Raw genomic sequence first — 18,915 nt, 5'->3', positions numbered from 1 at the left:
CGCGCTCCGGGCTCAGGCGCCGTCGGCCGCGCCCACCTGCCCGATCCACAGCCGGTTGCCGTCCGGATCGTCGATGCGGAACTCGCGCGTGCCGTAGAACGGGGTGCCCCGGTCGGGGATGTCCAAGCCGTTCGCACGCGCCTGCGCATGGAAGGCGTCGATGTCGCCGGAGTAGAGAAGCACCGCGTTGGGCGGCGTATCCGGGTTCACGTCGATATCGACTGGTCCAACATCACCCGGCAATCACCTCAGCACAGGCTCGCCCAGCCCCAGTCGTCGCGGCGGCCTTCGACGGCGAAGCTCAGCTTCTCGTAGAACGCGATCGCCTGCGGCAGATGGCGGACGGGTTGCATGGAGATGATGCGAGGCATGGAGCCCGCTCTGAGTAGGATGGGTTGAGCCGAAGGCGATACCCATCATGGTGAACCATGATTCCGCAAGCGATGGGTATCGCCTTCGGCTCAACCCATCCTACGACGCTGGTGTTCGTCGCCGTTCAGAGCATGTCCGAGGCCTTCGGCGAACAAGGCAAGACACGAGGGGTCGGTGACGATGTGGAACTTGCCCGATAGTGCGCCGATGGAAAACCCGATGCTGACCACAGGCTTGCCGCACTCGGCGATCACCTCTTGGATGGGCCCGAACCGGAAACCAAGCATCTGCCCGGGTCCCGCAAGCTCGAACGATGCGTCCAGGCATGATGAAACGAGTTCATCCAAGGAGCCACCGAGCCAGGACTCCAGATGGCGATGCAATGCCTCAAGTGCCGTTGTGATCAGGATGAAGCCGTCCACGGTCCCCGTGAAAGGGGAGCCATGGCCGCCGTTCCAATCCTCGCCCACGAACATCAGCGCACATTCCCACTCGGCGGTGCCGCGCGGGGTCAATCGCATCGTCAATTCCGATACCCCGCGATTCGACCTGAGAACTGTTTCCAAATCCCGTTCTCCTGCTCAACCCACACTGCGCGGCTTCCGCGCGATGGGTGGCCAGCATGCGATCCCGATCAATGCCGCCCCGCACACGAGTAGGAAAGCGCCCAAGCCCATGCCCACCAGCACGCCCTCGGTTTGCCGGTCAAACAGCCACTGCAACTTCCAGCGCAGCCCCTTCAGCATGGTCAGCGTCGCGTCATCGCGAGGGAGCATCTGACGGAGGTCGTGGTACTCCTTGACCAACCCCTGCGCGAGGAACGGTGGGTCCGCAAACAGAGGCCAAGCCCACGCCAACACGAGGATGCCGACCAATATCTGAAGAGCACCGACGCAGAGCGCAATGAATACTGCAGGCCCGGCTGCGACTGGAGACTTCGTCACGGTCAGCATGTGAGCGGCCAAACGTACGCTCTATTCTTCAGCCCACACCACATCGATGCCGTCCGACTCGCCCACCGCCGTACGCAACAACGCGACGAACCCGGCGCTGGCACCGAGGCTTTCCAGTGCATCGATGGCGGTGTGTTCCACGTAGTAGTCCTGGTCCTTGGATGACTCTTCTTCCATGTGGTCGACCAGCAGCTGGAAATCTTCCTGCGAGATGCTGCCCAGCGTGCGGCCACTGTCCTTTTCCGACAAACGAATGCTCATGCGGTCTTCCCTTCCTCGAACGTTGGAGTGAATGTCAGCGTGGGGCGCCGTCGGTGCCCTTGCGCAGGAAGGTGGCCAAGCCACCCAGTTGCAGGCCCTGCACCTTGTCCACGACGGGTGCGAACTTGCTCATGTCATCCGGCGTGTAGCCGCCGACGCGATACCACAGGGTGATGCGGGTGCCGCCGTTCTCTTCGACGAAGCGCCATTCCAGTGCGCCGTGCAGGCCCATGCCCTGCAACGGACCGAGGCCGCCGGTCATGCGCAGCAGCTTGCCGGGATCGGTGAAGGTGACCGTCATGTGCCACGCCTGCTGCGCGCCGTTGATCTCGCAGAAGCAGCCGCCGGCCTTGTCGGTGATGACGAGCTTCGAGGCATCGCCCCACCACGTATGGTCGGCCGGCCACCAGCGGCCCACCTCCTTCACCAGCGCGGTGTAGGCCGCCTGCGGGGCGACAGGCACCCACTCCGAGTTTTCGAGGGTGAAGCCGTCCGGCTGCGCGTCCTTGATCGCGGCCTGCGCGGGCGCGGCAACGCACAGCACCGCCAGCAACAGCGTTGCCGGGAGCGACGTCATGGCGCGGCGCCTTCCTTGCAGAAGCGCTGGCGGTATTCCATCGCCTTGGGCATCAGCGCGGTGAGGTTCTGGATGCGCGTGCCGGGATTGGGATGGGTGGAGGAAAACTCCGGCGGTGCCTGCCCGCCGCTGGCCTCGCTCATGCGCTGCCACAGCGGCACGGCTTCCTGGGGATTGAAGCAGGCGGCGGCAGCCAGCATCAGGCCCACTTCGTCGGCCTGCGTCTCGTGCTCGCGTGCATACGGCAGCAGGTAGCCGTACCCCATCGCCGCCATCACCATCTGCTGCTGTTGCGGGTCCATGCCACTCATCGCGCCGGCCATCTGGCCGATCTGGGTGAGCTTCTGCTGAGACATGCGCTGCGCGCCGTGGCGCAGCAGCGCGTGGGCGATCTCGTGGCCCATCACCACCGCCACCGCGTCGGCGTTCTTCGCCACCGGGATCAGGCCGGTGTAGACGGCCATCTTGCCGCCCGGCAGGCAGAAGGCGTTCGCCTGGTCGGACTGGATGACGTTGACGTCCCACTCGAAGGTCTTCCAGTTGCCGCTGGCCTGGGTGCCCTTCTCCTGCGCGATGGCGGCTTCGACTTCCGGGATCTTCGCGATCAGGCGTTGCGCGATGGTGCGTACCTGTTGCGCGATCTGCGAATTCGGATCGACCGGCTGCTCCTGCGACAGGATCTCCTGGTAGGCCTGCAGGCCGAGCGCCTTCTCTTCTTCCACGCCGATGGAACCGTCGATCAGCACCTTCTCGCCGGTGTAGGGATCGACCACGCGATTGTTGAGGTAGTAGCACCCGCCATAGACCAGGAAGCCCAGCAGGATCAGCCAGCGGATGTTGCCCAGTCCGCCGCCGCGCCGCCCGCCGCCCTGCCCGTACTGCGAGCGTCCGTTTGGATCTTGCCTCATCACCCTCTCCCTGGCGGCTAGATGCCGCGAACGACGCGGAAGCCCACCCGCGCATTAGTCATATCCGAATCCGACGACGAGCGCCACGCGGCACGTGCCTGCGCCGGCGAACTGGCCCAGGACCCGCCGCGCACCACCCGTGACCGGCAGCCGGGATTGAACCACGCCGCTCCATCCGCCGGGGCGCGCCGGTAGCTGGCATGCCAGCAGTCCGCGACCCATTCGCTGGTGTTGCCATCCAGGTCCTTCAGGCCGAAGGCGTTGGTACGGAAGCGCCCGACCGGCGCCGGGCCCCAGTAACCGTCGCCGTAACCGACGAAGGCGTTGTTCCAGGTGCGCCCGCTGGGCGAGCGGTCGTTGCCCCCGGTCAGGTTGGCCACGCCGCGCGGGGGCTGTCCGTTGCCCCAGGGATAGCGGCCCTGCCGGCCGGCACGCAGGGCGTATTCGTACTCGGCCTCGCTGGGCAGCCGGTAGCCGTGCCCGGTCTGCCCGGCCAGCCATTCGGCGTAGGCCTCGGCGTCGTACACGCTGACGTGCAGCACCGGCATGTCGTCGCTGGCGGGCTGCCCGGTGTAGTCCGAGCGCCAGTCCACGCCGCTGCGGCGCACGAAATTGCCGCTGCGTTCGTCGTAGACGATGGAATGGCCACGGCGCGTGGCGCGTGGACGGTACTGGGTGGCTTCCACGAAGCGGCGGAACTCGCCCACCGTCACCGGGTGCCGCGCCATCGCGAACCCGCGGTCGAAACGCACGTAGTGGGCGGGCTTCTCGGCATCGGCGGCATCCTTTTCGTCCTCGCCCGCGCCCATGCTGAAGCCACCGTGCGGCACCACCACCATCGCCGGCCCGCGGCCACCATGGTGCAGCGCGTCGGTGAACGCCTGACCCGGACGGAACAGGCCGTAGTGCGTGGCCAGGTCGATGCGCTGGCGGAAATCGGCCGCCACGCGGTTGCCGGGCTCGGCGATGCGCAACACCTCGGCCAGCTTCACGCGTGCCTCCTTCAGCCCGAGCGGCGTCGCCATGTCGCGCACGCCGGCATCGCGCAGTTCGGCGATGCGCGCCATGCGGATGGCTTCCACGCGCACGCGCGCATCGGCCACGGTCTGCGCGTCCTCGCGGACCTTGGCGGCATGGTCCAGCCACAGGCGCGTGGTGTCGAAGTCGCTGGCCAGTGCGGCTTCTTCCGCGCGGCGGATCATGGCGCTCTCCACGGCGGCCAGCCCCTGCATGGCGCGCGGCTGGCCCGGCTTCCACTTCAGCACTTCGCGGAAACCCGCCAGTGCGCCGCCGCCGTTCTCGCCCAGCGTGCCTTCGCGCAGGGCGCGTTCGCTGGCCACGTTCAGGCGGGTGAGCTGATCGGCCTCGTCCACCCGCGCGAGATAGGCGACGACCGCCGGATCGGCCGGGGCCACGGTACGCGCCACGGCGGCGATCTGCCGTGCACGGCGGAGGGCCTCGGTGCGGTCCTCGGCATGGCGCATCACCTGCGCGCCCTGGTCCAGCAGGCGATCCAGGCTGCGGCCGAGGCCGGTCTTCGCGCGCGCATCGCCGGCATCGAGCCGTTGCAGCGCGAGGTAAAGCGGGATCGCGTCATCCGGCCCATCGAACAGGCGACCTTCGGACAACGCACGCGCCGCACGCCGGTGGGCATTGGCCACATCGCCGGGCACCAGGGCCACGGCGGGCGGACGCCAGTTCAGTTCGTCCACGCCGCTGTCATCGCCCGTCACCGTCACGCTGGGCATGCGTACGGCATCGGCGGCGGCGCTCGCTTCGTCCGGCGTCGCCGCATCGCGCGAACACGCGGCGAGCCACGGCAGCGAGATCAACAAGGCGGCAAGAATCGCGCGCAAACACCCTCCGTGATGGGAGCCAGCAGCCCCCGTGAGAGAATGCCGGCAGACACTACCGGCAGACGATACGGGCTGAGCCCGGACCTTAGGTTATTGTCCCCTGACTGAGCAAACCACGCATCACGCGGAGATTTCGTGCCCCACTGGATCGACACCCCCACCGCGCTGGACGCGCAGCTGCAACGCCGGCCCACGCGGATCGGCCTGGATACCGAGTTCGTGCGTGAACGTACCTATTGGCCGCAGCTGGCGCTGGTGCAGATCGCCATCGACGACGACGTGCTGCTCGTCGACCCCCTGGTGCCGGGCATGACCGATGCGCTGAGGCCGTGGCTGCTGGACACCACGATCACCAAGGTCATGCACAGCGCGAGTGAAGACCTGGTCGCGTTCAAGTTCGCCTGCAATGCGCTGCCCACGCCGTTGTTCGATACGCAGATCGCCGCCGCCATCGGCGGGGTGGCCGCCGGCCTGGGCTATCAGAAGCTGGTGGAACGCATCACCGGCGTCGTGCTGCCCAAGGGCGAGACCCGTTCGGACTGGCTGCGCCGCCCGTTGAGCGAGTCGCAGCTGCACTATGCCGCCGACGATGTGCGCTATCTGTTCGCGGTGCACGATGCGCTCCGGACCGGACTGGCAGCCAGTGGCCGCCTTGCGTGGCTGGAAGAAGACTGTGCCCGTTTCGTGGAGAACGCGGCGCACGACGAGGGCGAACGCTGGCCGCACCTGTCCATGCGCAGCGCGCAGTTCCTCGATGCCGACGCGCAGCAGCGGCTGGTGCGCCTGCTGCGCTGGCGCGAAACGCAGGCCCGCGCCAGCGACAAGCCGCGTAGCTGGATCCTGGACAACGAGCTCGCGGTGGGCCTCGCCCGCACGCCGCCGATGGACAAGGCGGCGCTGCTGCGCCTGTTCGACACCCAGCCCAAGGCGCCCCGCAAACTGGCCGACGCCATCTGGCAGACGCTGTCCACGCCGCTGGACGACGAAGCCGGCATGCCGCTGGCGCGCAACGCCACCGATGGCGACAAGGCGCAGGTCAAGCGCCTGCAGGATGCGGTGTCCGCCCGCAGCGCCGAACTCGGCCTGCCGGACGGCGTGCTGGCCTCGCGCCGGTATCTGGAGGCGCTGCAGGAATCGGGCCAGTGGCCCGCCGCCCTGTCGGGCTGGCGGCGCGGCGAACTGGAGCCCACGCTGGCGCCCATCCTGGCCCGCGCGGGCTTGGCACAGGAAGCGGCCGCGGGCTAGAATGGCGCCGCTCTTGTGGGGCCATAGCTCAGCTGGGAGAGCGCGTCGTTCGCAATGACGAGGTCGGGAGTTCGATCCTCCCTGGCTCCACCACTTTCAAGAAGCCCCGCTCCGGCGGGGCTTTCTGTTTCAGGCACTTGCGAAATCCAGCGCCCATACGCAGATAGCCGTCGTCGAGGCACGGATGCGTGGTCTGTTCCTGGCAGCCCGACTTATACGGAACTTACAAACGAATCACCCTCGGGACTTCTTCGCGAAACGAATCGGTCGCCTCCGCACTCGTAGTGACAGGGTCGGACGCCAAGCCAAATGCGGATGATCCTCGCCCACAGCAATGGAAGTCCTAGAACCGATGCTGGAACCACAATCCGACTGGCTCGAAGTAGACCACCTTCCGAACTAACTCCATACAGGGGCTTGATACCTCCGGGTCTGGTAGCTTCTGCATCAGGAAAACTAAGTGGACGAGGGGCGGCCATGGACCAATCGGATCCCTTGTGGCCATATTTCAGCCAGACCACACAACGTGCTCTGGATTGTTGCAGCGAAACAGGGCCTTGGATGTCGGCCCATATCAACACGCGCGCGTCTTGGCCGAATCAGTTTCAAGTGATGTGGTTTCAGGGGTCTGAATTCCTCCTGCTGCCTGCAACAGATGATCTGGCAGCGGGCATCGCCGTGAACATGCGCACGAATTCACTGTCCTCGCCCGAAGAGGCTAGAACGGCGATTTCCCGGTTCGCGTCTGTGATCGCGTGGACGGAGCAATCGTCACTGGCGATCACTGACTTCACGTACAGCCCCACTAGGCCCGTCCATAGCCGAATCAGAAGATTTACGGCCATGTCCAGCTACATGGACATTGGCCTTCAGGCGATCGAGCGTGTTTCTGATCCGCGAGCCTTGCGGGGTCTTGCTCTATTCCGTGAGGGCTTGTCATCAAGCAATGACTTCTACGCCGCACTTAGCTTCTTCAAGGTGATCGAAAACTTCGTTAATGGCGACGTGCGTGGCGCTTGGTTCAAATCTGCTGTGCCCAAACTCGTGACGCCAGAAGCCATGGCTCGTATTCACGCCATTGAGACGTCGACTAGGGAATCAATCGGCGACTACCTTCGCAAGCAAGGGCGTCACGCGGTTGCCCACGCGAAAGAGGACGATGCGGTTGATCCGGATGTAGACCAGGAGCGATATCGGTTTTCGTTAGATCGTGTCGTGTACAAGGAATTGGCGCGGCTCGCAATCGAGGAGTTCGTCGACGCTCCGCATTCTGGGACGCACCCAAAAGTTCAGCAGAATCGGATTCAAGGCTTTTGCGACGCACAGGACGGTCAAGTCCTCGCTTGGATCAGATATCAGGATCGTCCTATCCCTGCTGCCCAGCTCATGCTCCCATCGCCAGCAACGCTGGTCGTGAAACGGATGGGCGACACACTAGCCATTCGAGGAATGGAAGTGGAGGACTGGGCCGTTGGTGCTACGGCAATCGACCTAACGTTTGTCGGCAAAGAGCATGCCGGAGCAATCAAGTTCCGCTTTGACCTTGAGCGCCGTGATGTTCACCCAATCGGGCCGCCGATGTTTCGGAAGCTGGACAGCAGTCTGTCCCGCGCCCAGCTCGATGAGATCGCATCCTTCTTTCAGTTCGACAGCTTACTTTGGGGAAACGGGTGTGCATGGATCATTGATGAAGCCGACAATAAGGTCTGGGGCGTTACCGGAATGGTGATGCCAGTGAATGCACTCCATGACCCCGGGCAAGCGATTCCTTTCATAGAGCAGCTAGGGTCATTAATTCATGAAAGGACGCGATCGGACCATGCCTAGCATCAAAGAAATCTTGACTGTCCTACTGCTGAGGCTGTTGCCGGTGTTGGTTGTACTTGTATTGGCCTGCAGGTGGCTGGGGAGCCTTCTATCCGTGCCAGCAAGCTACCTGTACTGGATCAATCTACTTGGCGTCCTGCTAGTTTCGAAGGTGATTGCAGGCCCCCTTTTCCTTCGCATGTATCGTGCTGACCGAGCAGGCCGTACCCGACGCTAGTAGTGCTGAAACAAAGGTAGAAGTCCTAGAGCGGGACTGAAATCACTGCCGAGTAGGCTGCGAGCGACAGTTCCCACCGTGCCGCTGCCCCTGTTGCGCCTCAATCGCCCCGCCCGCCCTGTGGTGGCTTCCCGGCAACTTAAAGCCGGACAGGATCGCTCATCCTGATGATCCGAAAGGGCTTAACCATAGGCGACCCAATGGGCTAGGCATCGTTCGCAATGACGAGGTCAGAAGTTGGATCCTCACCGGCCCAAACACCCGAAAGGCCAGGCGCATGCCTGGCCTTTTCTGTTGTCGGTCCTGCAGCGCCGGCCTTGCCCCCAAAGAAAAAGCCCGCCGGCACGGGGCCGACGGGCTGGGAGAGCAAAGTATCGCGTGGATCAGAACTTGTAGCTGACGCCCAGCAGGTAGCTGCGGCCCCACTCGACGTATTCCAGCGGACGGTCCTTGGTGCCGGCGTAGGTCTGGTAGGCCTCGTCGGTCAGGTTGCTGGCCTGGAACAGCACACTCAGGCCACCGAGCGCATGCCCGTCCGGGAACGAGTAGCTGACCTGTGCGTCGGTGATGTTCTCGCCGACCACGTAGCGCAGCGTGCGGTTGCCGTTGAAGTTGCCGATCTCACCGATGAAGTCCGAACGCCGACGCTGGTTGATGCGCGCCTCGAAGCCGTTCTTCTCGAAGTACACCGTCAGGTTGTAGACCCGCTTGGACAGGCCCGGCAGATCGATGTCGCCTGCACCCACGCTGGACGCACTCTCCGGGTCGCGGATCTGGATGTTGCTGTCGTTGAACGTGGCACTGGCCACCGCACCGAAGCCCTCCAGCGCATCGCTGAACATGTCGAACGGCAGCGATGCCGACAGCTCCAGGCCCTGCAGCGTGCCACCCTCGCCGTTCACCGGCCGCGAGTAACTGCCCGTCGGGTTGACACCGACGCCCGGGAAATTCGGGTGCGGCGGGATGTCGGACGTATAAGCGGACAGGTCGTAGAACGGGTCGGTCTGCGTGTAGATGTAGGTCTGCAGATCCTTGTAGAAATACGCCGCGGCCACGTACGCCTTGGTGCCGAAGTACTTCTCGTACGACACGTCGAACGCATACGCCCGCCACGGATCCAGCATCGGATTGCCGCCGCTGGCGAAGCTGTTGCGCAGGCCGGTGCCGTTGTTCTGGTCCGGGCCGTCGGACGCCGTCACTTCCAGCGAGGCGCGCAGCTGGTCCACGCGCGGGCGCGCCACCTGCTTGGCCAGCGCGACACGCAGTGTCTGGTCGTTATCGAAACCGAATGCCAGGTTCATGCTCGGCAGCACGTCGGTGAAGGTCTTGCCCATGTGGATGGGCTGCGGGTTGCTGCCGCCACTGAGCCTGATCGCGTCGGAAGCCTGGTCGACGTGCTGGACCTGCACGCCGGCATTGCCGCGTACGCTGACGCCGCCCCACTCGGTGTCGATGTTGCCGCGGATGTAAGCGGAGCTGGTCTTCTCCCTGACATCCCACGACTTCGCGACGAGATACGGAGCGATCGCGTTCGGGCTGAAGATCATGTAGCGGGCAACTGCTTCCGGAACGTTCCAGGAGGGGATATAGCCGATACCGGCGAAGCCGAGGTCGACCGGACGGTACTGCAGGTCCGACGCAATGGTCGTGTCGCCCTGCGGGCCGCGGTCAATGTTGCCTTCGGGCTGACGCTTGTTCTTCTCGCGGTCGGCATAGTTCAGACCGACATCAATGTCCGTGAAGAAGGCTGGCGCGGGAAATGAGGCCGCCAGCTTCGCCGTCCGAAGCTCGTCGACCACATTGGGCGCCTTGCCGTAACCAGATCCGTAAATCGTGTTGGTCAGGTAAAGCGAATTCGGATCGGAGTAGTCGCGGCCCGGATTGATCTGCGAGAAGCCGTTGTTGCGGATCTGCAGCTGCAGCGTGTCGAACTGCGGGAACGGCAGCATCTGCGTGTTGTTCTCGAGGTTGAGCTCGTCACGCTTGGCGCGGGACCAGCCCACGTCGGCGATGATGCGCACCTGGCCGGTCGTGAACTCGTTGTTCCATCCGAAGGCGTTGATCTCGTCTTCGCGACGGTTGTACATGCCGCGCACCAGCGGATACACGTTGCCGACGGTGCCGCCGGTAAAGGTGTTGTCGCCGTTGATGACCGGATTGGTGACGTCCAGCCGGGTCGCGCCATTCGTCCCGTTGTAGTCGCCGATATGGACTTCGAACTGGTTGGCCGTATCGATCTGCTCGGCTTCCGAATGGAACAGGTCCAGCGTGCTCGTCCACGCATTCGACGGACGGAACTGCACCGTGGCCATCACGCCATCACGCTTGGTTTCGCCGGTGCGGCGCAGCGCCTTGATGCCGTCGGAATAAAACGTGCCGGCCGGGACGCCCGGGCGCCAGTTGTCGCCGATGGCCTGCCACGGCTCATACAGGCCCACCTGGTTTTCCTGGATCGGCGTGGTGGTATGCGAATAGCCAATCGAGAAGCCGAACGTGCGCGCATCATTCTGGGTGATGTAGCTGGCGTTGATGCGCTCGCCGTAGGCGGACGCATCGGCCGCCGCGCCGAGTGAATTGCGCTGGCCGCGCACGCCGACGGTGCCCACCGGCGCATCGAAGCTCAACGGGCGCACGGTCTGCATGTCGATGGTGCCCGACAGGCCCTGGCCGATGAGGCCGGCATCGGGCGTCTTGTAGACCGTCACGCCGCCGACCAGCTCGGACGGATACTGGTCGAACTCGACGCTGCGGTTGTCACCGGTGCTGACCATCTCGCGGCCGTTGAGCAGCGTGGTGGAGAAGTCGGGCGACAGGCCGCGCACGCTGATCACCTGCGCGCGACCCGCGACGCGTTGCGCGGCCAGGCCGGGCAGACGGCCGATGGATTCGCCGATGCTGACATCCGGCAGCTTGCCGATGTCTTCGGCGGATACCGCCTCGACGATGGAGGTGGAGTCACGCTTGACCGAAATCGCGCTCTCGATGCCGCGGCGGATGCCCGTCACCACCACCGTTTCCAGCTCGGTGGCATCGGTCGATTGCGTCTGTTCGTCGGCGGTTTCGGCGGTCTGGGCCTGTACGCCCGTCGCGGTGAGCGCGATGGCGGACGCCAACGCCGCGCTCAGCAGGTTGCGCTTGAGTTGCATGTTCCCCTCTCCAAGGACGTTGTATGCGATGAACCGGGTGCGTCGCACGATGCGATCGCCCGGGTCTGCCACGCCAGGGGCAAGTGCCCCGAAACGTGCGGCAATGGTAGTGGCGTGCGCAGCTGCACAATCCGCGCTGCATACGTATTCATGCATATTCCACGCCGTGATGTAACACGCGTTCCGCGCGCACGGATGACCGCGCGCATGCACGATGCAAGGCATCGCCGCGGTTGTTCAGGCAACAGGTCTCAGCATGCGCAGCGCAGTCATGCGGGCGCGCGTGAAAGGCATGAAGGGCGTGGATGTCAGCTGCCGTCAGGGCCGCAGCAGGAAACCCAGCGGCACTTCGATGCGGCCGCGCCAGGCGGCCTCGTTGTGGGTGGCGCCCAGATAACGGTGGCTCAGCAGATCCGCGCCGGGACGATATCCACGCGCCCGCATCACACTGTCGACACGCTGCTGGTAGGGCTCGTACATCGCGTCGATGGCCTCGGTGCCATAGTCGAAGTAGAAGCGGTTGCCCCCGGGCGCAGGCAGGTGCTGCGCCAGATAGCCTTCGACGATGCCGCCGGCGATCGGCCAGTGCGTGGATACGCACCCTGCCCCGCCGAACACCTGCGGATATTCCAGCACCGCGTACGCCGAAATCAGGCCGCCCATGCTGGACCCCATCACGAACGTGTCCGCCCGGCCGGTGAGCGTGCGGTACTGCGCATCGATGAACGGCTTCAGCTCGGTGACGAGGAAGGCGAGATAGTCGTCCGCGACGATCTCGGCCGTCGGAAACGGCGGATCGCCTGGCGTGGGAATGAACGTCTCGCCGTGGATGGCCTTGCGCGGCATGTATTCCTGCAGGCGCTTGGGCGTGTTCCACACAGCGACAACGATGGCCGCGCGCGCATGTCCGTTGGCGATCAGGCGCGTCATCGCCTCGTCCACGCCCCAGTCCACGCGGGTGTAGGACGTCGACGGGTCGAACACGTTCTGGCCATCGTGCATGTAGAGCACGGGATAGCGTGCGCCGTCCGCTTCCATGTAGCCCGGTGGCAACCAGACGTCCACGTTCCTCGCCGCGACGTGGCGGGAAGGGAACTGCGCGTGACGCAGCAGCGTGCCGGTGACGCCTTCGCCCGTCACCGCCTGCGCGGCGGCGATGGAGGCTGCGCGGTCTTGCGCCTGCGCGATGAACGACGCGGCCACCAGCAACAGCGCGATCCCGATCCTGCCCAGACACATGCCCATCGTCGCGTCCCGTTGCTTCAGTCGATGAGGGCGTAGTACACGCCGCGGGGCGGGAGCATCAGCCCGCCATCCTGCAGGGTGCCGGACGGCAGGCCGTGGCTGTCGACCGCGCTCGGCACGATGCCTTCCGGCAACGCCCACGAGACCTCCTGCGACGACAGGTTGAACACCACCAGCATCGCCGCGCCCCCGGTCTCGCGCACGAACGCGAGCACCGGCTCGGGGGCATCCAGGAAGCGGATGCTGCCCACGCGCAATGCAGGCTGGCTGCGTCGCCACGCGAGGAAGCGCCGCACCTGGTTGAGGATGGAGCCGGCATCGGCTTCCTGCGCGGCGACGTTGATCGCGCGGTGTTCCGCCGGGATCGGCAACCACGGATTGCCGTGGCTGAAGCCGGCCTGCTCGCCATCGTTCCACGGCATCGGCGTACGGCAACCATCGCGGCCCTTGAAGTTCGGCCAGAACGTCTTGCCGTAGGGATCCTGCAACGCTTCGTAGGGCACATCGGCTTCGGGAAGCCCGAGTTCTTCGCCCTGGTACAGGCAGACCGAGCCCCGCAGCGAACACACCAGGGCGACCAGCTGCGCCGCCAGGGCCGGCGACGCGTCACCGTTGCCCCAGCGCGTGACCGCACGCTGGACGTCGTGGTTGGAGACGGCCCAGCAGGGCCAGCCTTCGAGCATCGCGGCTTCCAGCCGCTCGACCGTGTCGCGGATGTAGCCGGCGCTGCCGTCATCGGTCAGCAGTTCGAAGCTGTAGCCCATGTGCAGGCGTTGGTCGCTGACGTACTCGGCGGTGGTGGCGAGCGAGTCCTCCGACGAGATTTCACCCAGCGCGGCCGCGTCGGGATACTTGTCCAGCAACCCACGCAGGCGCTCCAGGAACGGGATGTTCTCCCGCTGCGTGTTGTTGAAATAGTGGTACTGGTACGCGTACGGATTGTCGGGACTGAAGCCGCGCCCCACCCGCTTTTCCTTCGGCTTGGGCGGGTTGTCGCGCAACTGCGCGTCGTGGAAGCAGAAGTTGATCGCGTCCAGCCGCAGGCCGTCCACGCCCTTGTCGAGCCAGAACTGCACATTGTCCAGCGTGGCCTGCTGCACCGCCGGGTTGTGGAAGTTCAGATCGGGCTGGCTGGCGAGGAAGTTATGCAGGTAGTACTGCTCGCGGCGTGGCTCCCAGCGCCAGGCCACGCCACCGAACAGCGACATCCAGTTGTTGGGTGGTGTGCCGTCTTCCTTCGGATCGGCCCACACGTACCAGTCGGCCTTGGGGTTGGTGCGGTTCTCGCGGCTCTCCTTGAACCACGCATGGTCCACCGAACAGTGGCTCAGCACCTGGTCGATCATCACCTTGACGCCCAGCGAGTGCGCCTTGGCGAGCAGGCGATCGAAATCGGCCAGCGTGCCGAACAGCGGGTCCACGTCTCGGTAGTCGGCGATGTCGTAGCCGAAGTCCGCCATCGGCGACTTGAAGAACGGCGAGATCCAGATCGCGTCCACGCCCAGGCCGGCGATGTAGTCGAGCTTCTCGACGATGCCCGGCAGGTCGCCCACGCCATCCCCGTTGGTGTCCAGGAAGCTGCGGGGGTAGATCTGGTAGATCACCGCGCCACGCCACCAGTTGTTCTTCGTCATCGATGCACCCGTCCGCAATGCGCGGCGCACCCCTCCGGTGCGCTCGGCGGGCGCCACTATTCCACGAGCCACCCGCATGCGTGAGAGGAGGTCGTCATGGGCGTGCATGAATACGTATGCAGATGGCATGACGCGTGCGCCATGCAGTGCGCGCGCCCGATCACCGACGAAGGTTGCGTGATGCCCTGAAAGCCATGTGGCACAAGGACTTTTGCGTTGGGCACGTGCGAAGGAACGGAGCAGACGTTCGCTGTCGCGCATGCACGCGTTGTTTGCGGTGCAGCATGGAATCGTCCGCGCTTGCCTGCAAGATGCCGCCACGCCCGCCACCACGCGTGCCCACTTCCGACCGCATCGCACTGCCAGGGACCCCGATGACCGCCAAGCCCCGCCTGTCCTTCTGGCAGATATGGAACATGTCGTTCGGCTTCCTCGGCATCCAGTTCGGTTTCGCGCTGCAGGGTGGCTTCATGTCGCGGATCTTCCAGACCCTGGGCGCGGAGAAGGACGCGTTGCCGCTGCTGTGGATCGCCGCGCCGCTCACGGGCCTGCTGGTGCAGCCGGTCATCGGCTATTTCAGCGACCGCACCTGGCATCCCCGACTGGGACGGCGGCGCCCCTACTTCCTCGCGGGCGCGATCCTCAGTTCGATCGCGCTGGTCTTCATGCCGCACTCGCCCACGTTGTGGATCGCGGCCGGCCTGTTGTGGGTCCTGGACGCGAGCATCAACATCAGCATGGAACCCTTCCGTGCGCTCGTGGCCGACAAGCTACCGGAGAGCCAGCGCTCCTACGGTTTCGTGCTGCAGACCCTGATCATCGGCATCGGCACGTGGGTCGCCAGCAACCTGCCGTGGTTCATCACGCAACTCGGGGTGTCCAACGAGGCGGGCCCGGGCGTAGTGCCGCCGTCGGTGAAGATCGCCTTCGCGATCGGCGCCTTCGTCTTCATGGCCAGCATCCTGGTCACCATCCTGACCACGCGCGAGTATCCGCCGGACGATCTGGAGCGCTTCCGCGCCGACAAGCGTGCGCAGGGCAACGTGGCCAGCGAGATCGCCCGGCATGTCGCGCACATGCCGGCGCAGATGCGGCGCCTGGGCATGGTGCAGTTCTTCAGCTGGCTGGCGTTCTTCGCGATGTGGAGCATGGCCACGCCGGGCCTGACGGAACATGTCTTCAACGCGCCGGCACCGGATCCAGCGGCATTCGACATGGCGGTGCCTGCACAGGCGGCGGCCTTCCAGTCGGCCAATGCGGCGTTCCAGGATGCTGCCGACCTCGTGGGGTCGTACATGGGCTACTACGGCCTGTCGTCGATGCTGGTGGCGCTGCTGCTCAGCTTCTATGCCGCCCGCTTCCCGCTCAATCGCAAAGCGGTGCATACAGGCTCGCTGGTCCTCGGCGGCGCGGGCTTCCTGTCGATGTGGTGGGTGCCGCACCCGGCCTGGCTGATCGCCTCGTTCGCGCTGGTGGGCGTGGCGTGGGCCAGCATCCTGTCGATGCCGTACGCGCTGCTGTCCAGCCATGTACCGGCGGAGAAGATGGGCATCTACATGGGCATCTTCAACATGTTCATCGTGGTCCCGCAGATCGTCGCGGCCACGCTGCTGGGCCCGGCACTGCGCGCATTCTTCGCCAATGAAGCGATCTTCGCGCTGGTCATCAGCGGCGTCAGCCTGCTGCTGGCCGCCCTGGCCCTGGCCCGCGTGCACGAAACGCCGGACGCCCCCGCCCCCATTTCCTCGCAGGCCCACTGATGAAGTACACCCATCGTTCCCTCGCTGCCGCACTGGCGGTCCTGCTGTCCGCGCCATGCACCGTGCTGGCCGCCGACGCGTTCTACGGCACCACCGAGCCCTTCGCGAAAGAAGCCGTGTACTTCGTGCTGACCGACCGCTTCGTCAACGGTGATCCGTCGAACGACCATCGTGACCAGGGCGGCAAGAACCCGACCTTCGACCGCGCCACCCCCGGTGCGCCCGAAGGCCAGACCGACAACGTCGGTTACCTGGGCGGCGACTTCAAGGGCGTGCTCGACAACGCCGGCTACATCCGCGACCTGGGCTTCACCTCGGTGTGGATCACCCCGATCATCGACAATCCGGACGAAGCCTTCACCGGCGGCGAGGAAGTGAAGTGGGCCGGCATGTTCACCGACCGCGGCAAGACCGGCTACCACGGCTACTGGGGCATCAACTTCTACAGGCTGGACGAGCATCTGCCCAGCGAAGGACTCGATTTCGCCGGCTTCACGAAAGCGATGAAGGAGCAGAAGCTCGACGTGGTACTCGACATCGTCGGCAACCACGGCTCGCCCGCGTATTCGATGCCGAAGATGCAGCCGCAGTACGGCAAGATCTGGGACAAGAACGGCAAACTGGTCGCCGATCACCAGAACCTCGACCCCGACAGGCTGGACCCGCGCCGCAAGCCGATGCACGCGTTCTACAACACCGGCGGCGGACTGGCGCAGCTCTCGGACTTCAACGAGAACAACCCGGCGGTGATGGAGTACCTGGTCGGCGCCTACGAGCAGTGGATCGACCAGGGCGCGGCCGCGTTCCGCGTGGACACCATCGCCTGGATGCCGCATGCGTTCTGGAAGGAATTCGCCGACCGCATGCGTGCGAAGAAGCCGGGCTTCTTCATGTTCGGCGAGAACTTCAACTACGACGCCGCCAGCATCGCCGGCCACACCTGGGCCCGCAACGGCAGCTACAGCGTGCTGGATTTCCCGCTGAAGGGAAAACTGGCCGAAACCTTCGAGAAGCCGGGCACCAGCTACGAGGAGATCGGCAAGGCGCTGTACCTGGAAGACGGTCCGTACGCGAACCCGTACGACCTGATGACCTTCTACGACAACCACGACATGGCGCGCATGAACGCCGCCGACACCGGCTTCATCGATGCGCACAACTGGCTGTTCACCGCGCGTGGCATCCCGGTTGTCTACTACGGGTCTGAGGTCGGCTTCGAGCGTGGCCGCGCGGAACATGCCGGCAACCGCAACTACTTCGGCCAGGACCGCATCGACGCTGCGCCGCAGAGCCCGATCTTCGCCCCCCTGAAGCGCATCGCCCAACTGCGCCGCGACACACCCGCACTGCAACGCGGCCTCCAGCTCAACGTGCGCATGAAGGGCGACCAGGCGATCTTCTACCGCGTACTGCAGCACGAAGGCGTCAACCAGACCGCGCTGGTGCTGCTTAACAAGGCGGATGCACCGGCGAAGCTGTCGGTATCCGACCACCTGCAGGCCGGTACCTGGCGCGATGCGTTCACCGGCAAGACCCAACGCGTGCGCAACCGCCTGCAAGTGGAGGTGCCGGCGCATGGCGTGCGCGTGTTCCTGCTGGACGCGCCGATCACGCGCGCCGATACGCGCGCGCGCCTGGCCGAGCTGATGGCACGCAAGGCGCCCAAGGCGGATTGAAGTCAGCGCCTTCTGTACTGTAGGAGCGACGTAAGTCGCGACCACCCACCCTGGGTCCGCATCGGCGCAGGATCGCGCGAGAACCTGCAGGTGCCGAAAGCTGGCGTTATCGGGATTTCCTGACGCGTGTGGGCCGCGGTCGCGACTTACATCGCTCCTACAACGGCGCCCTCACTTTGCAGCCGTCGACCCGCGCAGCGCCAGCCTGACCGGGATGGTCTGGCTCTCCGCCGGTTCTCCGTTGATCAGGGCCAGCAGGGTTTCCACCAGCAGGGCGCCGGCGCGTTTGGTGTCCTGCTGCACCGTGGACAGGCCGGGGTTGACGAAGCTGGCCAGCGGAATGTCATCGAAACCCGCCACGGCGACGTCCTCCGGCACCCGCAGGCCGCGCTCGAGCAAGGCCTTCATCGCCCCCGCCGCGATCAGGTCGCTGGCCGCGAAGATCGCATCGAAAGGCACCCCACGCGCGAGCAGTTCGCAGGCGGCTTCATGACCGGACTGCTCGGTGGTGATGGCATCCACCTGCAGGGCGGTGTCCGTCTCGACGCCTGCGGCGTCCAATGCCTGCCGGTGCCCGAGGTAGCGCTCGAAGAACTCCGGATAGTGGTTCGATGCATGTCCGAGGAAAGCGATGCGGCGACGCCCCTGTTCGATGAGGTGCGCGGTGATGTCGTGCCCGCCCTGGGTGTTGTCGCAGCCGATCGACACACCCGGCGTATCCGGCTGCACCGCGCCCCAGCGCACGAAATGGGTGCCCTGCTCCACCAGCCGCTCCAGCCGGCCGCGTGACTCCAGGTAGTCTCCGTAACCGAGCAGGATGATGCCGTCGGCCTTCTTGCTGTCTTCGTAATCGGCCTGCCAGTCGTTGGACAGCTGCTGGAACGAGATCAGCAGGTCGTAACCGCGCAGCGCGCAGGCACGGGTGATGCTGCCCAGCATGGACAGGAAGAACGGGTTGATGGACGACTCATCCGGGGTGGGATCTTCGAAGAACAGCAGCGCCAGCGTGCCGGAATGCTGGCGGCGCAGGTTGGAGGCGTTCTTGTCGACCTTGTAGTTCAGTTGCTCGGCGATGGCCAGGATGCGCTTGCGCGTCTCCTCGTTGACCATCGGGCTGCCGCGCAGCGCGCGCGACACGGTGGGCTGGGACACGCCGGCCAGGTGGGCGATGTCCAGCGATGTGGCTTTCCCCTTGATGGGCGCGATCACGGACGGCTTCGGATACGGACTGCGGAGGA

At 65.2% G+C, this 18,915-nt stretch carries 15 protein-coding genes and 1 tRNA gene; 5 read left to right on the top strand and 11 right to left on the bottom strand.

Annotation, left to right across the window (positions count from 1 at the left end):
- Positions 1 to 12 precede the first annotated feature (12 nt).
- The 7 genes from IB223_RS07060 to IB223_RS07030 all read right to left on the bottom strand — a co-directional run bounded on the left by IB223_RS07060 (position 13) and on the right by IB223_RS07030 (position 4,819).
- A complete protein-coding gene (locus IB223_RS07060; RefSeq protein ID WP_192200888.1) occupies positions 13 to 210 on the bottom strand; it encodes a VOC family protein in 198 nt (65 codons plus the stop codon).
- 251 nt (positions 211 to 461) lie between these two features.
- Positions 462 to 893 (bottom strand): hypothetical protein, encoded by a 432-nt coding sequence (locus IB223_RS07055; RefSeq protein WP_192200887.1) that lies wholly within the window; start codon positions 891 to 893, stop codon positions 462 to 464.
- Between the two features lie 60 nt (positions 894 to 953).
- A complete protein-coding gene (locus tag IB223_RS07050) occupies positions 954 to 1,325 on the bottom strand; it encodes a hypothetical protein (protein ID WP_192200886.1) in 372 nt (123 codons plus the stop codon).
- A 21-nt stretch (positions 1,326 to 1,346) separates the two neighbouring features.
- Positions 1,347 to 1,586, bottom strand: a complete 240-nt coding sequence (locus IB223_RS07045; protein ID WP_192200885.1) for a hypothetical protein — start codon at positions 1,584 to 1,586, stop codon at positions 1,347 to 1,349.
- A 34-nt stretch (positions 1,587 to 1,620) separates the two neighbouring features.
- Entirely contained in the window at positions 1,621 to 2,163 is a 543-nt protein-coding gene (locus IB223_RS07040) for an SRPBCC domain-containing protein (RefSeq protein WP_192200884.1), read from the bottom strand.
- Positions 2,160 to 3,071, bottom strand: a complete 912-nt coding sequence (locus IB223_RS07035; protein WP_192200883.1) for a M48 family metallopeptidase — start codon at positions 3,069 to 3,071, stop codon at positions 2,160 to 2,162. Before IB223_RS07035 ends, IB223_RS07040 begins: the two co-directional genes overlap by 4 nt.
- A 17-nt stretch (positions 3,072 to 3,088) precedes the next feature.
- Positions 3,089 to 4,819, bottom strand: coding sequence for a formylglycine-generating enzyme family protein (locus IB223_RS07030; protein ID WP_192201284.1), 1,731 nt, complete (start codon positions 4,817 to 4,819; stop codon positions 3,089 to 3,091).
- A 243-nt stretch (positions 4,820 to 5,062) separates the two neighbouring features.
- Between IB223_RS07030 and rnd the strand changes: the two genes are divergently transcribed.
- The 3 genes from rnd to mauJ all read left to right on the top strand — a co-directional run bounded on the left by rnd (position 5,063) and on the right by mauJ (position 7,999).
- Entirely contained in the window at positions 5,063 to 6,172 is a 1,110-nt protein-coding gene (gene rnd, locus IB223_RS07025; protein ID WP_192200882.1) for a ribonuclease D, read from the top strand.
- A gap of 17 nt (positions 6,173 to 6,189) precedes the next feature.
- Positions 6,190 to 6,265, top strand: a tRNA-Ala gene (locus tag IB223_RS07020).
- Between the two features lie 468 nt (positions 6,266 to 6,733).
- Entirely contained in the window at positions 6,734 to 7,999 is a 1,266-nt protein-coding gene (gene mauJ / locus IB223_RS07015; protein ID WP_192200881.1) for a methylamine utilization protein MauJ, read from the top strand.
- 600 nt (positions 8,000 to 8,599) lie between these two features.
- Here the strand turns inward: mauJ and IB223_RS07010 are convergent.
- The 3 genes from IB223_RS07010 to IB223_RS07000 form a co-directional block, all read right to left on the bottom strand.
- Entirely contained in the window at positions 8,600 to 11,362 is a 2,763-nt protein-coding gene (locus IB223_RS07010) for a TonB-dependent receptor (protein WP_192200880.1), read from the bottom strand.
- Positions 11,363 to 11,680: 318 nt separating this feature from the next.
- Positions 11,681 to 12,607 (bottom strand): alpha/beta hydrolase-fold protein, encoded by a 927-nt coding sequence (locus tag IB223_RS07005; protein WP_225590831.1) that lies wholly within the window; start codon positions 12,605 to 12,607, stop codon positions 11,681 to 11,683.
- A gap of 17 nt (positions 12,608 to 12,624) precedes the next feature.
- Complete coding sequence (locus IB223_RS07000) at positions 12,625 to 14,241, bottom strand: alpha-glucosidase family protein (RefSeq protein ID WP_192200879.1); 1,617 nt, start codon at positions 14,239 to 14,241, stop codon at positions 12,625 to 12,627.
- Between the two features lie 374 nt (positions 14,242 to 14,615).
- On the opposite strand from IB223_RS07000, the gene IB223_RS06995 reads away from it, so the two are divergent.
- Both IB223_RS06995 and IB223_RS06990 read left to right on the top strand, forming a co-directional pair.
- Positions 14,616 to 16,001 (top strand): MFS transporter, encoded by a 1,386-nt coding sequence (locus IB223_RS06995; protein ID WP_192200878.1) that lies wholly within the window; start codon positions 14,616 to 14,618, stop codon positions 15,999 to 16,001.
- On the top strand, positions 16,001 to 17,677 hold the full coding sequence (locus IB223_RS06990) for an alpha-amylase family glycosyl hydrolase (RefSeq protein ID WP_192200877.1): 1,677 nt from the start codon (positions 16,001 to 16,003) through the stop codon (positions 17,675 to 17,677). Before IB223_RS06995 ends, IB223_RS06990 begins: the two co-directional genes overlap by 1 nt.
- 171 nt (positions 17,678 to 17,848) lie before the next feature.
- On the opposite strand, the gene IB223_RS06985 is transcribed toward IB223_RS06990, so the two are convergent.
- On the bottom strand, positions 17,849 to 18,886 hold the full coding sequence (locus IB223_RS06985; RefSeq protein WP_343227150.1) for a LacI family DNA-binding transcriptional regulator: 1,038 nt from the start codon (positions 18,884 to 18,886) through the stop codon (positions 17,849 to 17,851).
- Positions 18,887 to 18,915: the final 29 nt, after the last annotated feature.

The organism is Pseudoxanthomonas sp. PXM03, from assembly GCF_014852005.1.
GTDB lineage: Bacteria > Pseudomonadota > Gammaproteobacteria > Xanthomonadales > Xanthomonadaceae > Pseudoxanthomonas_A.
The sequence above is the reverse complement of the archived record's forward strand: the minus strand, read 5'-3'. Positions and strand labels throughout refer to the sequence as shown.

Bases quoted from the DNA above. Each gene is read 5' to 3' on its own strand.
- IB223_RS07055 (WP_192200887.1), bottom strand. From the start codon at position 893: ATGCGATTGACCCCGCGCGGCACCGCCGAGTGGGAATGTGCGCTGATG.
- IB223_RS07050 (WP_192200886.1), bottom strand. From the start codon at position 1,325: ATGCTGACCGTGACGAAGTCTCCAGTCGCAGCCGGGCCTGCAGTATTC.
- IB223_RS07045 (WP_192200885.1), bottom strand. From the start codon at position 1,586: ATGAGCATTCGTTTGTCGGAAAAGGACAGTGGCCGCACGCTGGGCAGC.
- IB223_RS07040 (WP_192200884.1), bottom strand. From the start codon at position 2,163: ATGACGTCGCTCCCGGCAACGCTGTTGCTGGCGGTGCTGTGCGTTGCC.
- IB223_RS07035 (WP_192200883.1), bottom strand. From the start codon at position 3,071: ATGAGGCAAGATCCAAACGGACGCTCGCAGTACGGGCAGGGCGGCGGG.
- IB223_RS07030 (WP_192201284.1), bottom strand. From the start codon at position 4,819: ATGCCCAGCGTGACGGTGACGGGCGATGACAGCGGCGTGGACGAACTG.
- mauJ (WP_192200881.1), top strand. From the start codon at position 6,734: ATGTCGGCCCATATCAACACGCGCGCGTCTTGGCCGAATCAGTTTCAA.
- IB223_RS07010 (WP_192200880.1), bottom strand. From the start codon at position 11,362: ATGCAACTCAAGCGCAACCTGCTGAGCGCGGCGTTGGCGTCCGCCATC.
- IB223_RS07005 (WP_225590831.1), bottom strand. From the start codon at position 12,607: ATGGGCATGTGTCTGGGCAGGATCGGGATCGCGCTGTTGCTGGTGGCC.
- IB223_RS07000 (WP_192200879.1), bottom strand. From the start codon at position 14,241: ATGACGAAGAACAACTGGTGGCGTGGCGCGGTGATCTACCAGATCTAC.
- IB223_RS06995 (WP_192200878.1), top strand. From the start codon at position 14,616: ATGACCGCCAAGCCCCGCCTGTCCTTCTGGCAGATATGGAACATGTCG.
- IB223_RS06990 (WP_192200877.1), top strand. From the start codon at position 16,001: ATGAAGTACACCCATCGTTCCCTCGCTGCCGCACTGGCGGTCCTGCTG.